We start from the raw sequence: 15,052 nt of genomic DNA on the forward strand, positions 1-15,052 counted from the left end.
CATATTTTTAATATATTTTTTCAATCCAGAACTAACTGATAGATTGATCACAGTTTCTTTATATTTGCTCGCTCGCATTAGGCAGGACTCATGGTCAGTTTCGGCACTCCGGAATACAAACGCATTACGCTATCTCTAGCGCTCGGCTCGTTTTTAGTTTTCTCAAACCTTTATCTCCTTCAGCCGATGTTGCCAAGCTTTGCGGCGCACTTTCAGATCTCGGAAACGCAGGTTAACTGGCTATTCGCCGCCACCACACTGGCTCTCTCCTTTAGCTTGGTTCCGATGGCTGTGCTTTCTGAATCGATTGGGCGCAAACCCGTAATGATGTTTGGTCTGTTTTCGATCCCTGCTATCTCCGCATTAATGCTGCTTAGCGATTCGTTTTTGTTCTTAGTGGCTTGTCGCGCTTTGATCGGTGTTGCGCTTGCCGCGTTTGCTGCTGTTGCCGTTGCTTATATGGCAGAAGAGCTAGATAAACACGCATTTTCAATGGCGATTGGTACTTATATCGCAGCCAATTCATTGGGAGGGATCGCAGGGCGTATCAGCGGAGGTTTGTTGGCAGACAACTTCAACATCGATGTCGCCATCGAAGTTATGATGCTATTCACCCTTATCGGCGTGGTCAGTGTGCATTACTTGCTGCCAAAACAGAAAAACTTCACCCCTTCTTCGAGCAGTTTAAGGCATCACAATCGAGCTATTATCGGACACTTCAAAAATCAACGTGTGTGGTTCGCCATGCTGATTGGTGGTTTGAACTTTGCGTTGTTCGTTAATCTTTATTCGGTAATGGGATTCCGCTTGGTCAGTGCGCCACATAATGTGCCTGTCGGGTTAGCTTCTCTCATATTTGTTTGCTACCTGGGTGGTACGTTTTCTTCCCGTTGTGCCGGACATTGGAGTAAACGCTTTTCACCGATACTTGGCATGTTTTTGGGCTCTATCGTCAGTATGGCTAGCATGTGGATCGCAGTGATTGAAAGCATACCTGCGATGCTCACAGGTTTGTTATTGATCAGCTTTGGTGCCTTCTTCACTCACACACTTGCTTACGGCTGGGTTGGACAAAACGCAACACAAGCAAAAGCGACGGCGACCGCATTGTATCTCGTGCATTACTACATTGGTGGCAGTTTAGGTGGATTCCTATTGCTCTATTGCTGGCAAAACGGCGGTTGGTCGAGTGTACTCATCGGCGGCAGTGCACTGTACATCGCAATGTTCGCTGCTATCGCATTCTTAAAACACATCACAGAGCGAATCGACGCTGGCGATAATGCAGACATAACGGCTTAATGAAGCGTTAAACCTTATTGGTTTTATGTTGTGGCGCTGGTCTGCTATGCTTGCGCCACATTCATAAAAGCAAGAAAGTCGTATGCCAACGCGCTCAACACAAGAATCACCAAACACCGATATCGATGCGATCACAGAGCAAGTCGATCAATGGCTCAATGATGTCGTGATCGGGTTAAATCTCTGCCCGTTCGCCGCTAAGCCACAGCGCAATAAACAAATCAAAATCTTCGTTAGTGAAGCCTCGCAAGAAGAAGCTCTACTTGAAGACATTTTGCTGCAACTGATCGAACTCAGTAGTACCGAGCCAGAAAAACTGGAGACAACCTTGGTTGTGGTTCCAAACATGCTGCAAGATTTCTGGGATTACAACTTCTTCATTGATTGGGTTGAAGGCTTGATCAAACAGCAAGATTGGGAAGGCATTTTCCAAGTTGCCACCTTCCATCCTGATTACTGCTTTGGCGGTGCAGAACCAGAAGATGATGAAAACCTGACGAATCGCTCTCCATACCCAGTGTTTCATTTGATCCGTGAAGAGAGCATGGAAAAAGTACTCAAGCACTACCCTGATCCAGAGTCCATTCCAGATACTAACATCGCACGTGTCTCAGCGCTTTCAGAGGAAGAACGTAAGAAGCTCTTCCCTTACCTATTCCGCTAAAACTCACTCACCAAGAGACAGAATTCTGACCAGTTAGAATGGGATCGCTTGGGGATTAAAGTTCGGTTTGATATGATTACGACTTCAATCGATTCAATGGACATTAGAATGCAACTGTCAAAGCTAACCCAAGAGATTTTTGATCACCTATACCGTGACATCACCGAGTTCCGTAGCACTTTCGACCTACCAGTGGCGGATGTTGCAAGCCTAGACGCACAAGCAGATACGCTACACACTTCTCTTGCGATCGAAGAGCTTACTGAACTAGCGGAAGCGGATTGCAAAACCGAGCAAGCAGACGCAATCATTGACAGCGTTTACGTTCTAATGGGTCGTCTAGTACACCTTGGTGACAGCAAAGTTGAAGATAACCTAGCGATCAGCTACCTGATCGATCTACTGCTTAACGTAGCAGTGAACCGTGGTATCGACTTTATCCCTTGCTGGGACGAAGTGCATTCAAGCAACATGAGCAAAGTGTGCCGTAACGAGCAAGAATACGCAGAAACAGAAGCGTTCTACGCTGAACAAGGCATCAAGCTGATGGCGGTTCAAAAAGGCGAATACATCATTGCAAAATGTGCAGAAGATTTTGTATCTGAAGGCAAAACGGTACGTAAAGGCAAGGTTCTAAAATCGGTTTACTACCGCCCTGCAGACCTTAAGCCACTTACACAGAAAGTCATCGATTAGGCATTATAGATAAAATTCAGCGCCCACAATACTCGATATTGCGGGCGCTTTTTTATTTCTACTCAGAGCGTCATTACTTAAAAGTTAAGCCTTATTGAATCTCTGGCCAATGAAGCTAAATCCATGCTTTAACTCCACTAAACACCTGTTCAGTATTTATTGATATTTCTGAGGTCTATCTCTCTGATAACCTTATATCAGTTACCATATCGTGGATTACCTATGATTCATATATCTCAGGTGTTGCCGTTAGTCGAAAAACAGCTCAAAGAATTGCAGCCTAAAGAAGCGGTAGAGTTTAAGACTTACAAAAGAGACCGCGGCTTTCTGATTTATTGTCTAGCAGATAGCCAGTTCCAAGTTGTTGAAACGGGGTATCACAATCAGACGATGACAGGAGATTTGGTCAGTACGCGTAAACACGTTAAGAAAGCCCTACGACGAGAGTTTCCGAGAAGTAATAAAGTTTGGGTGGAGTACTTTCAGGGGGTCGATAACCCATTAGATATCAAGAAGTCCCATTCACATCAGATGCCTCTGTTTTAGTCTCGCAACAAATAAACGCTTGGCATCTGGATGCTCTGTCTTCCTTTAGGATACTAATCAAAAATCAAATACGGCCTTTCTTCTAACAAGACCTTCTTAACTTGAGTTTGGAACACCTCAGCTAATCCTTCTTCTGATAGCACTTCATCGGCGTTACCGGAAGAATGCAATACGCCGTTATTGAGCAGCAGTACCTTATCAGCATGCTTAAGTGTTCGGTTTAGATCGTGGTTTGCGACCAACACCCCAATACCCTGCGCAGCGACGGCATTAATGAGCTGATATAACAGTCCTTCTTGGGCAATATCCAGCGGCGCTGCGGGTTCATCCAAAATCAATAGCTGAGAGTATGGGTTAATTGTTCGCCACACTTGCAAGCACACCCCGGCTAGACGGACACGCTGCCATTCACCGCCGGATAATGTCTGAATACTTCGATGAAGCTTGTCTTGTAGTTGCACCAGCTCAATAACGATGTTAACAGCATCTTGTACTTTCGCATCGCTGATATTGGCACCCGTTGGCAGTGAAAGTGCTAAGTATTGAAAGACGTCAACATTGAACGCAGGTCTTGATTGTTGACACAAATAACCACGGATATGCGCTTGTTCTGAAAGTGGCATTGTGAGCAGGTCGTTATTGTCGACAAGTACTTCCCCACTTACACCTTCACGCTGATTTAAGGTGCCAGATATCGCGCCAAGTAATGTGCTTTTCCCAGAGCCGTTTGGACCCACGACATGCACAACCTCACCCGGCTTACATTCAAAGGACAACGGTAGCAGTCGACTTCCAACTGCGATGTGCTTAACGTGCATCATGACTTTTCACCAGCATCCAAATGAAGATAGGCGCACCGATAGAAGTGGTCATCACTCCGAGAGGTAGCTCTGCGGAATCGAGCAACAAACGCGCGCCGATATCCGCAAAAACCAATAAGGCTGCGCCAGATATTGCAGAAAGAGGCAACAGGTAACGGTTTTCGGTACCAAACGCTAATCGAAGCAGATGCGGCACGACTAAGCCCACGAAGCTAATGATCCCACCTAACGCAACGGAACCGCCAACAAGTACGGAAATTGCCAAAATGAGCTTCCAGCGCATCTGATGAACATCAATACCCAGTTGAGTTGCATGGATTTCCCCAAGCATCAACTTATCCAGCGGCTTGCCCTTGCTGCAGAGCCAAATCAGCACAGGTAGCATGACTAAAGTGACGGTGTGCTGATACCAACTTGCACCACCAATGCTGCCCATTAACCAGTACATTAACTGACGGAGGCTTAAGTCATCGCTAAAGTAGAATGCCCAAGTCACAATGGCGCTCGACAGAATACCCAGAGCAACACCGACAAGCAGCAGCCTTGCGGTAGTGAGATGCATCGCTCGCGCTATGCCAACCAATATGACGGTGAATAGCATCGAGCCAGCGATCGCGGCTAACATAAAAATCATTGGGGAAGGCAAAACAGGCAAAGCAAACATAGCTAGCACCATCGCCAAACTCGCGCCCCCCGAGATCCCGAGAACGCCGGGTTCGGCTAATACGTTCCCAAGCAAGACTTGCAATGTTGCCCCTGAGACCGCTAATGCGGCGCCAATTATCGCAGCGGCTACCAAACGTGGCAGACGCAAATCCAATAACAGTTTTTGTTCAAACGCAGAAAGAGATTGAAAAGGAGAAAGGAAAACCTCTCCGACCATCAAATGAATGGCAGAGAGCAGCACGAGAATCACTGACATAATCAAAAGATTGCGTTGCCAGCGTAGCTCCTTGTTCAGGATAAGTTGTTGAAAATCCATAGTGGCCGATAAATACAAACGAGGCTTAACCTTACAGTTAAGCCTCGGTAAATTGCAAATGACTTAGTATGCTTATTTACCCTATTTTAGGGCTTACTCGCATCAATCGTAGACTAATTCGCCATCTTCAAAGCGTGTTTTCACTTCACACACCATTAACGCTGCTCGCTGCCCGATAGCAACATGGCGATTTGGGAAGACTATTGCTTCATTGTCGTTTTTGGCCATTAACGGTTTATCTCCATCATGACCAAACACTTCCCCATGAACAAATGCGGTAAAGTTCTCGACGTTATCATCAAACATGAAATCGAAATCTTCATGTAAGCGCACAATCGTACGGCTTACGCGGTACTTAATACATGGCTTAGATAAGTGCTCTGCTTTTGATTCTGCAATTAAATTACGTAAAGAGAGGTCAAATGCAGTCATCTTATCGAGATCGTTTTCACCAATGCGAGCAACACGGCCAAGTTCCATAGTCAGTGCTTGCGCACCGTAGTTTTCCGCACTAAACCAACTAAATGTACTCGATGGAGAGTTAGACAGTAGCACCGCTTCAATATGTGCGCTGTCTAGAAAATCAATAAGTGCTTTACTACGTACCGGATGGCGCGTTTTCGGACTCACCGCAAAGGTATAATGCTTTGACCCACGAATCGCACAGTGTAAATCAAGATGCCAACGAGTGTTTTCCGTAGTGTCTTGGTAGAAATCTCTCACCAACAGTTTGAGTGTATCTGCGATAGCTAGCTCTTTGGTTGGTTCGTGTTGTTTGTCGTCAAAGAGACGATTGAGGTTTTCTTCAAGAAATCGCGTATGGGCCAGTGTTGATTCTGGATGGGCGATAATAAATAGACAACGAGCTTCGATTTTTTGGAAACCGGATTCAATGTCTTTAACGATTGAATCCACTAACTCCATCGGTGCAGTTTCGTCCCCATGGACACCGCATGAAATGATGATGTTCTTGGTCTCCTGAGTGTAGTCATCAGGAATTACTTCGAGCACACCACGTTGATAGAGTTTCAGTTTTACACCGTTAGTCAGCACCTGCTCCGCTGGCGCAACATCAATATGAACATCTAACGTGTCAGTTAAAAACGATTGGCGAAAGAGAGACTTCGTCATGCGTTACTCCTTAATAGCACGGCAGGTATGTTAATAAATTGTACAAAGGATTTTTGTTGTTGCGATCCCACTTATGAGTAGAAACCGTCAATTTTCACGAAAATCCCATACCTTTCCGGACCATGCACTCAAACCAAGCATTGAGGCGTATGTTTTTTGAACAATTACAAAGTGTTAGGGCTGTGAACTTTACCACAGCCCTAAATAAGATCATCACGATCTGATCAACTTTTCGTACTTACTCACTACGTTGTGCGAGTAAACGTTCAAATTCGTCTACTTTGTCACGAACGAGTTCGACGCTCTGCTGCCAAAATTCTGGTTGCGTAAGATCCATCGATAAGTGTTTGGCTACTACGTCCTCTGCCATCATATTGCCAGTATCACGCAACAATTCCACATAGTCACTGTAGAAGCTCTCACCTTTCGAAGCGCGCTGCGCGTAAATGCCTTTACTGAACAAGAAGCCGAACAGATATGGGTAGTTGTAGAAACTCACTCCAGAAATTGAGAAGTGCAGTTTGCTCGCCCAGAAATAAGGGTCAGCCTCGCTCATCACATCGCCATACCAATCTTTCCACGTTTCTGACATTAGCTCACAGAAATCATCTGCTGTCAGTTCGCCCTCTTGGCGACGCTCGTAGAAAGCTTTTTCGAATTCGTAACGAACTGGAATATTGATCATCAGCGCCAACGCCGAAGAGAGCTCTTCCCACAGCATTTCGAGCTTATCATCCACACTTTCTGCTTTTGAAATTAAATGATCACGAACGATGTTTTCAGCGAAAATCGAGGCAGTTTCTGCCAACGTCATCGGGTAGTACGTTTGGCAAAGCGGCAAGTCACGAATCACCCAGTTGTGAAACGCATGACCAAGCTCATGAGCAAGCGTCATCAGGTCTGAGCGGCTACCACTCCAAGTCATAAACACGAGCGGCGTACGCGTCGCCGGCAGCTTAGTACAGTATGCGCCAAGGCGTTTGTTGGCATTAGGCGCGGCATCAATCCAGCCGTTTTGTACCATCATGCGGACAAACTCGGACATGTCTGGATTCACGGTTTCGAACGCTTCACAAATAACGTCGATTGCTTCATCAAAAGGGTAAACTTTCGTTTCACCACTTAGAGCAGGCATCGCAGCGAGGTGATTCCATGGTTTCATCTCATCAAAACCATGTACTTTTGCCATTAGTAAGCCCGCTTTCTGGCCTATGTCACGGCTGTCTTTTGCAACCGTCATCATTGAGTCAAGCGTTTCAGCTTTGATTCGGCTGCCATGCAAACTTGGATCAAGGAAATGAACATCACGTTTAACAGAACGCTTTTTGTTTTCCGTTAAACGCCAGCCTGAAAGTGCATTGAGAATCGCTGCGAACGATTCTTGATGTGTGGCCATCGCCTTTTGCACACCACGCCAAGCACCTTCTTGACGCTCAAACTCCGAGCCATAAAGAATACTTGCCGCTTGGGAGAAGCCGAGCTCTTCGATCTCGCTATCCGCATGTTCTAATTGAACTTTTAATGAACCTGTAAGGTTATTGTAAAGCTTGCCCCACGCCGATTTCCCATCCACGCTCATTGCGGCTAACAACTTTTCTTCTTCGGTGCTTAGGCGTGTGTCAGCCAGTTTGCGAGAGTTCAGGATTGAAAACGCCTGACCATTAATGTCTGGATTTTCATGATCCAAAACGCGAGTAATGAACTCTTCATCAGCGTGAGTCAATTTAAGCTCAAAGGCACTGTAAGCTTGAGAAAGCTCGGAGAAGATACGCGTCATACGACCTAGCAGTGCTTTCGCCTCTGCATTTGTCGCATCCACTGACGCGTAACAGTTAGCGAAGTTCGCAATAGTGCCAGCCAAACGGCTTGCCGCCTCGCTGGTTAAGATTGCGTTTTGCATCACTTCAACAGAGTTACAATCGGCAGACTGTTTATTGAGTAGGTCAATGCATTGCTCTACAAGGGCAATGTCATCTTGAATTCGTGGGTCAGCGAGATCGTTATAAACGATGGATAAATCCCAGCTAGGAGCGGTCATTTATGGTTCCTTTTGATGTAATCGAGCCAGCCCTTTTCTCTCTTAAACTCGGTCGAGATCCAAGCGTTGGCTACTTCCGTGACTAATTTTCAAATAGTGGTACGCCTATCGAACGAACTGAGGCGTAAATCTGATCATCGATGGTAATTGTTATATGTGTTACTGACGCATTTCCTATCGCTAATGTCGAATACCATCGCGGATTGCGCCAATCTACACCCAATACATGGGCAAGAATTATTCTAATTACGCCACCATGCGTGACAATTAGCAAGTTGTCATTGATATCATTAATGATTTGAGACCAAGCACAAGTTACACGATGAGAGAAATCATCCAAGCTCTCGGCATTCGGTAAGGTGTGTTGTGCCGGTGCTTTCCAAAACGCATCAAGCTTATTCCAGTGCTCAGAAAGCATGTCAAATGGGATGCCGTCGAAATCGCCAAAATCCAACTCTTGAAGTTGTGGCTCCACAATCAAAGGCAAAAGTTGCTGCTCAGCAAGTATCTCAGCAAGGTCGTGACAACGTGACAAAGGAGAGCTGATGACCCCTTCGACTTCTCGACCCGTTTGTTGCCACGCTTGAGCAATTTTGCGTTGCTCTGCTTCATCGACTTTTAAATCGGCTTGTCCGTGTAAACCTGGGCCTGCGCTCACTTTTCCGTGTCGCAGTAGATAGATATTCAGCGTTTTCATCTCTTCCCTTCCTGTGGTTTGAGCTCAAGCGGCAAGCCCGCAGCGACAAACGTGACTTGCTCACATACGGTCGCCAGTTTTTGATTCATCCGTCCCGCATTATCAACAAAGTAACGACTGACGACGCCAAGCGGCACAATACCCATCCCGACTTCGTTAGAGACAAAAATCAGCGTCGCTTCCGATTGTGCTATCGCATTTACCAACCGCTCAACTTTTTCCTCTAACCGCTCATTACAGCAGTCATCACCGAGTTCAAAGATCCAGTTGTTGAGCCAAAGCGTAAGGCAGTCAACTAATACGACATCTTGAGACGAAAACTCACAAATGAGCTCAGGCAAGTTAAGCGGACATTCATGTTCAATCCACCCGGTCCCTCGCTGCAGTTTATGGTGAGCAATGCGTTGCCTCATTTCCTCATCAAAAGGCAATGCCGTCGCCACATAGTGAAGCGTTCCGTTTTTGTTTTGTGCTGACTGTTGCGCCCTGCTCTCTGCTAAGCTCGATTTTCCCGAACGCGCACCACCTAGAATAAGTTGCTTCATAATGAATGACTAAATGCGATAAGAGTGAGATAAACAAGCAACTCTGCAAGCTGCTGCGCGGCACCGAGGCAATCGCCAGTAAATCCACCGATACGTTTGGTCAGCCAGCGTTTAAAGCCCACACGAAACAGTGCCAATACCAATACAACCACAGCAGCCTGAGTCACGCCCAATAACAACGCGACAAACCCACCAGTTAAGAGAAGTATCGCGACCTCTAAGCTCGATTGTTTATTCGCTAACGGTTTGCTTTTCGAGGTATCCGCGTCACTAACGTAAGGCATGTCGTATATGAGAGTGGCAGCCAGTGCTCGGCTCACGGTGTACGCCACAACAATCATCAGCCAAAATTGAGGTTCATTGGCTAACTCGCTCCAAAATACAAACTTCGCCAGCAGCGCCATCATTAGCGTTGCCGCGCCGTACGTCCCAATGCGGCTGTCTTTCATGATGGTTAAGCGGCGCTCTAACGTCATACCACCGCCAATGCCATCCGCCATATCCGTTAAACCGTCTTCATGGAACGCGCCGGTAAGCAATAGGCTAAAAGCCATAGTTAACACGATGGCAACTGAGTTTGGGAACAATAAACTTGCCAGTGAAAACACAGCTGCGCACAGTAGCCCAAGCAACACACCGACCAAAGCAAAATATCGGCCTGCTTGGTTCATGCGCTTTTCACTGTAAGGTAAATCTGCGGGCACAGGTATACGGCTGAAAAAGCTAATTGCGAGTAAGAAAAGCTCACTCTGATAGCGCAAAGAACGAGTCTCTGAAATGTGGGTATTCTCAGAAGCAGACACTAAACCGTCACTCCCGCACTCTCAAAACTTGCCATGTTGTTGTAAAACTGAGCCGCCGCTTTTACCAGTGGCAAAGCAAGCGCTGCTCCAGTTCCTTCACCTAAACGCAAACCAAGATCCAAGAGAGGCTCCGCTTGCAAACATTCCAGCACAAACTTGTGCCCATTCTCTTCTGAGTTATGAGCGAACAGCATGTAATCTCGCGTCTCTTCATCCAATAAAGTCGCGACGTAAGCGGCTACAGAGACGATAAATCCGTCGACTAAAACAGGCGTTTTGTGGCGTTTCGCTTCAAAGAATGCGCCAACCATTTGCACGATTTCAAACCCACCGACTTGTGCCAGTGCGCCTTTGCAATCAAGGTCACGGCAGCGATTCACACCTTGTGCGACTAACTTGATCTTACGGTTTAGCTGCTCTTGCGTAATACCCGTACCATAGCCAACGCAATGGTCGACTTCCAATGGGCTCAGAGCAGTTAACAATGCCGATGCAGAACTGGTATTGCCAATCCCCATCTCACCAAACATCAATAAGTTCGAGCCATTAAGGATCGCCTGCTGCGCGACTTGGGCACCATATTCCAAACCTAGCGCGACTTGTTCTAGTGACATCGCCGTTTGTTTAGCAAAGTTTGCCGTGCCATTTCCCAGACGTTTCTTAATCAAGTTGGGATGATTTTTAAAGTCAGGAACTAAGGTATCGATCGGTGACAACATGCCACAATCAATGACCTTAAAGTCAATTTGGTTGAGATCGCAGAAACAATTAATGGCGGCGCCACCAGCGAGAAAATTCGCCACCATTTGTTGAGTCACAGCACTTGGCGCAATGCTCACCCCTTCTTCTGCGATGCCGTGATCACCAGCGAATACCAACATGGTTGGTTTGCGAATTTCTATTGTTTCAACCGCTTGAGGCTTATCTTGGCTTTGAATTAACGCCAGTTCTAGCGCCACTTTTTCGAGCAAACCAAGAGCGCCTAACGGTTTGGTTTTGTTATCAATGCGAGCTTGAATTTCTGAGGCAAAAGAGCGATCCATGATGATGATTCCTTATTCTTTATTTTGGACGAGCAACAGAGAACGTCTTTTCTAGCGTGGCGTACTCATTTCCACCAAGCCTTGCTAATGGGTCAACCGCAAGAGCGTCGACTTTTAAACGATCACCTTCCATGGATATGACCCGTTCATCGACATAAATGAGTTCAATTTCTGCAAAGATCAAACTTTGTGGTGTCTCCCCCATCTCTATCACTTCATGCAACTTACAGCCGAATGCAATTGGCGCGCCCTCTAGGCGTGGTAATTCGAAACCTTGGAAATCAATCGTCTCAAGTTGAGTCGTCTCCAGTTCAGATTCCCCATGTTCTAATGTGGCAGAAGATAAAGTGACTTTATCCGCGAGATCGCTGGGTGCAATATGGATAACCAACTTACCTGTCTCTAATGCATTTCGCGTGGTGTCTTTGATGTCACCATTGGGCTTTTTCCCCACAGAAATCATCAATAAAGGTGGGTGGCTGGAGACTGCAGTAAAGTAGGAGAATGGAGCGAGATTGAAGTTTTTCTCACCTGAGTCTGTGAGCACCCAAGCGATTGGGCGAGGAATGACAGTTTGAGTCATCAAATGGTACACCTGCGTTGGCGCAAGCGTACTGAGATCTATGTTCATACGACGTCCTTGGTCTGAAAAGTCTCGAATGAGCCAATGGCTCGTTTTTTAAAGACAACAAGTGTACGCCTCTTGTGTGCAATTTCACCTAATTTTCTCTTTTTGACTGGCACTTTTGTCATTTCGACTGTCATATTGATAAAAATGAAAATTAAGAGAGCACTTTTCATTCATGATGAATGTTGAAAGCGACATTAAATAAATAAAAAAGGCACTATTGATAAGCTGAAATTAAAACCAACTAGTCAAAACCAGAAATACAAAACTTCAATAAAACCATGTTTTAATTGAATTAATTTAACATTATGCGCAATCAGTCAACCAATGAGCTGCTCATGATTTTGACTATCGTTTTCCTTCAAAGCAATGTTGGCATGTCTGATGCACTAGAGAATTGTCCCTAACGAAAAAAGCGAGAAATTATGTTTGCCAATCAAAGTCGTCGCCCCGCTAAGAGAGGCAAGCCTAACCCAACCCGCCAACCTCGGCGATCCATACCCTTATCATTCTCCTAATAAAAAAGACCCGTTTGTCCCGCGGGTCTTTTTATTTGCCTGGTTTGAAGAGGGAGCAAACGGGTCGTGCGTCAAACATTGAGAGCATGCCTAATGCTTGGCTGAACAATTAAGCTACAATAGCCTAAGCAACTGTTCTCTATGAGGAAGAATACAATGAGTAACGATTCAAATGCATGTGTCATTATCGCTGGCGCAACAGGGTTGGTTGGTAGAGAAGTCATCCATCAACTGATCTCACAGCCTAGCATCGAAACTCTATATTCCCTTTCTCGACGAGCCCTCACTGACATTGCCGACCCTGATAATAAAATCATCCCACTTCTCGATGCCGAACTCACCATTCATAACTGGGACGAACAACAACCAACCCCTCGTGTTGGTTTCATTTGTCTTGGTACAACATTGAAGCAAGCCGGCAGTAAAGACGGTTTAAGGAAAATCGATGTTGAGTTGGTGTGTAAAGTGGCTCAGCAAATGAAGTTGATTGGCGTAAAACGACTTGCAGTCGTATCGAGTTTGGGTGCAAAAGCCTCTTCATCATCCCACTATCTTGCTTGCAAAGGCCACATGGAAAAAAACATCGAGAAAATGGGCTTTGATGAAGTGGTGTTTGCAAGACCTGGCCCCTTAGTCGGTCAACGTGAAAACCCCCGAACTGATGAAAAGCTCATTCAAACGCTTTTCAAAGTCATAAGGCCACTTATGCTGGGTAATTTGGCTAACTTTGTGCCAATTCATGCCCAAGATGTAGCCAAAGCGATGATTTACCAAGTTTTCAGCTATCAACAAGACCCTATCGTTTATTTGCATCGGAGAGAAATGCTCGACCTCATAAAGCACTACGATTAGAAATCTGGTTGGAATTCGCTCTAAATCAATGATTAACGAGAAGTGCGTCGCGTATTTATATTCATTTTAGATCTATCTAATACCTGTTTTTCATTTTTAAAGTTATATCCCGAACGTTATCTTACGCCATCAGTTTATAGCTCTATATAAAAAAACAGTCAGCATTTAGCGCTGATTGATAAGGTCAAATTATGAATTTTTCAGTGGTTGCCTCTCTGGCGGTGTTTGTCGCCATACTATTCTTACTTTTTAGCCAGCAACAAAAACAGAACACCCTATCTCGTCTTGTTCTGGTCGGCCTGGTTACCGGTTCACTTTTCGGTCTTGCTCTACAACTGATTCATGGTGAGGGCAGCGCTGTGATTGCTCAAACGCTTGAGTGGGTTGGCATCGTTGGCAGTGGTTATGTTGGCCTGTTGAAGATGGTGATAATGCCATTAGTACTTGTCTCTATGATTGCTGCGGTAGTCAAATTGGAGAAAGGCGGCTCACTGGGCAAAATATCTGGCCTAACGATTTCTGTTTTATTAGTAACTACCGCGATTGCCGCACTTATTGGTATTGTTGTCACCTCAACGTTTGGCTTGTCAGTAGAGGGCTTGACCGAGGGTGCGCGCGAAACCGCTCGTATTGCTGTATTAGAGAGCCGAGCAGGCAGTGTGAGTGACCTGACTATTCCCCAAATGCTAATTAGCTTTATTCCAACCAACCCATTCGCTGACCTAACGGGGTCACGCTCGACCTCTATCATTGCTGTGGTTATTTTTGGTGTTTTGGTAGGTATCGCCGCACGAAAAGTCATGGCAGAAAAAGAAGAATTGGAATCTCCTATTCGTACTTTCGTTGAAGCCGCTCAGTCTATCGTGATGCGTTTAGTTAAGATGATCATGGCATTAACGCCTTACGGTATCGCGGCATTAATGGCAAAAGTGGTCGCAACCTCAAGTGCTGGTGACATCTTTAACTTGTTGGGTTTCATCGTAGCATCGTACGTTGCTATTTTGCTTATGTTCCTTGTACACGGACTGCTAGTGTCCTTCGTTGGTGTGAGCCCAACAGAGTACTTTAAGAAGATTTGGCCAGTACTAACTTTCGCATTTACATCACGCAGTTCAGCTGCAACGATTCCACTGAACGTGGAAGCGCAAATCACTAAGCTTAATGTGCCACCTGCAATTGCTAACCTCTCGGCATCGTTTGGCGCAACAATAGGTCAGAATGGTTGTGCTGGTATCTACCCTGCGATGTTAGCAGTTATGGTTGCCCCGACAGTAGGCATTGACCCTTTAGAAATTAACTTCATTCTGTCATTGATTGCGATTATCACCATCAGCTCATTTGGCATTGCCGGTGTCGGCGGCGGCGCAACGTTTGCTGCACTTATCGTACTTCCTGCAATGGGATTGCCAGTAACGATTGCCGCGTTACTTATCTCTATCGAACCACTAATTGATATGGCGCGTACTGCACTTAATGTTTCTGGTGCGATGACAGCAGGTACGATTACTAGTCGACTATTGAAGTCTTCTGAAAAAGAGACACGATTGGAAGAACAAAAAGCGTAGATCACTCACTGTTTCAACCACTCAAATAATCAAGCCGATGGTTTTCCCTTCGGCTTTTTTGGTTTTCAGACTCGCTAAAATAAAACCATGGCGAATCTCCCCAACCTCTTTCAAAGACTTACTAGAGTCTAAATAAGATTTACGGCAAATAGGTTTGTTAGCAACATTTGTTATGATATAACACTTCAACAAACTAAAGCCGCATACGAATAACATCGGAG

General features: G+C 45.6%; 15 protein-coding genes. 6 read left to right on the forward strand and 9 right to left on the reverse strand.

The window, feature by feature from the left end:
• Positions 1–90: 90 nt before the first annotated feature.
• From OQJ86_RS15135 to OQJ86_RS15150, 4 genes are all read left to right on the forward strand, one after another.
• Positions 91–1,302, forward strand: coding sequence for an MFS transporter (locus OQJ86_RS15135; protein WP_265988278.1), 1,212 nt, complete (start codon positions 91–93; stop codon positions 1,300–1,302).
• An 82-nt stretch (positions 1,303–1,384) separates the two neighbouring features.
• Positions 1,385–1,966 (forward strand): DUF1415 domain-containing protein, encoded by a 582-nt coding sequence (locus tag OQJ86_RS15140; RefSeq protein ID WP_265988279.1) that lies wholly within the window; start codon positions 1,385–1,387, stop codon positions 1,964–1,966.
• Between the two features lie 108 nt (positions 1,967–2,074).
• On the forward strand, positions 2,075–2,662 hold the full coding sequence (locus OQJ86_RS15145) for a nucleoside triphosphate pyrophosphohydrolase family protein (RefSeq protein WP_265988280.1): 588 nt from the start codon (positions 2,075–2,077) through the stop codon (positions 2,660–2,662).
• 222 nt (positions 2,663–2,884) lie between these two features.
• Positions 2,885–3,208 carry a hypothetical protein gene (locus OQJ86_RS15150; RefSeq protein ID WP_265988281.1) on the forward strand — a complete coding sequence of 108 codons (324 nt, stop codon included), beginning with the start codon at positions 2,885–2,887 and terminating at the stop codon, positions 3,206–3,208.
• A 53-nt stretch (positions 3,209–3,261) separates the two neighbouring features.
• Here the strand turns inward: OQJ86_RS15150 and btuD are convergent, their stop codons facing one another.
• From btuD to OQJ86_RS15195, 9 genes are all read right to left on the reverse strand, one after another.
• Positions 3,262–4,029 carry a vitamin B12 ABC transporter ATP-binding protein BtuD gene (gene btuD, locus OQJ86_RS15155; RefSeq protein WP_265988282.1) on the reverse strand — a complete coding sequence of 256 codons (768 nt, stop codon included), beginning with the start codon at positions 4,027–4,029 and terminating at the stop codon, positions 3,262–3,264.
• Positions 4,016–5,011 carry a vitamin B12 ABC transporter permease BtuC gene (gene btuC, locus OQJ86_RS15160; protein WP_265988283.1) on the reverse strand — a complete coding sequence of 332 codons (996 nt, stop codon included), beginning with the start codon at positions 5,009–5,011 and terminating at the stop codon, positions 4,016–4,018. Before btuC ends, btuD begins: the two co-directional genes overlap by 14 nt.
• A 102-nt stretch (positions 5,012–5,113) precedes the next feature.
• Positions 5,114–6,142 (reverse strand): succinylglutamate desuccinylase, encoded by a 1,029-nt coding sequence (locus OQJ86_RS15165; RefSeq protein WP_265988284.1) that lies wholly within the window; start codon positions 6,140–6,142, stop codon positions 5,114–5,116.
• Positions 6,143–6,380: 238 nt separating this feature from the next.
• On the reverse strand, positions 6,381–8,180 hold the full coding sequence (locus OQJ86_RS15170) for a M3 family oligoendopeptidase (RefSeq protein WP_265988285.1): 1,800 nt from the start codon (positions 8,178–8,180) through the stop codon (positions 6,381–6,383).
• An 82-nt stretch (positions 8,181–8,262) separates the two neighbouring features.
• Positions 8,263–8,877 (reverse strand): alpha-ribazole phosphatase, encoded by a 615-nt coding sequence (gene cobC, locus OQJ86_RS15175; RefSeq protein WP_265988286.1) that lies wholly within the window; start codon positions 8,875–8,877, stop codon positions 8,263–8,265.
• Positions 8,874–9,422, reverse strand: a complete 549-nt coding sequence (gene cobU, locus OQJ86_RS15180; RefSeq protein ID WP_265988287.1) for a bifunctional adenosylcobinamide kinase/adenosylcobinamide-phosphate guanylyltransferase — start codon at positions 9,420–9,422, stop codon at positions 8,874–8,876. The genes cobC and cobU overlap by 4 nt, the downstream gene beginning before the upstream one ends.
• Positions 9,419–10,225, reverse strand: coding sequence for an adenosylcobinamide-GDP ribazoletransferase (locus OQJ86_RS15185; protein WP_265988288.1), 807 nt, complete (start codon positions 10,223–10,225; stop codon positions 9,419–9,421). The genes cobU and OQJ86_RS15185 overlap by 4 nt, the downstream gene beginning before the upstream one ends.
• Positions 10,225–11,268 carry a nicotinate-nucleotide--dimethylbenzimidazole phosphoribosyltransferase gene (cobT, locus tag OQJ86_RS15190; protein ID WP_265988289.1) on the reverse strand — a complete coding sequence of 348 codons (1,044 nt, stop codon included), beginning with the start codon at positions 11,266–11,268 and terminating at the stop codon, positions 10,225–10,227. Before cobT ends, OQJ86_RS15185 begins: the two co-directional genes overlap by 1 nt.
• Before the next feature lie 19 nt (positions 11,269–11,287).
• Positions 11,288–11,899: a flavin reductase family protein gene (locus tag OQJ86_RS15195; RefSeq protein ID WP_045407060.1), complete on the reverse strand. Its 612-nt coding sequence runs from the start codon at positions 11,897–11,899 to the stop codon at positions 11,288–11,290.
• A 671-nt stretch (positions 11,900–12,570) separates the two neighbouring features.
• On the opposite strand from OQJ86_RS15195, the gene OQJ86_RS15200 reads away from it, so the two are divergent.
• Positions 12,571–13,266: an NAD(P)H-binding protein gene (locus OQJ86_RS15200; protein WP_265988290.1), complete on the forward strand. Its 696-nt coding sequence runs from the start codon at positions 12,571–12,573 to the stop codon at positions 13,264–13,266.
• Positions 13,267–13,457: 191 nt separating this feature from the next.
• Positions 13,458–14,831 (forward strand): L-cystine transporter, encoded by a 1,374-nt coding sequence (locus OQJ86_RS15205; protein WP_038868624.1) that lies wholly within the window; start codon positions 13,458–13,460, stop codon positions 14,829–14,831.
• The last annotated feature ends 221 nt before the right edge of the window (positions 14,832–15,052 follow it).

The organism is Vibrio sp. Sgm 5, from assembly GCF_026241575.1.
GTDB classification, from domain to species: domain Bacteria; phylum Pseudomonadota; class Gammaproteobacteria; order Enterobacterales; family Vibrionaceae; genus Vibrio; species Vibrio jasicida.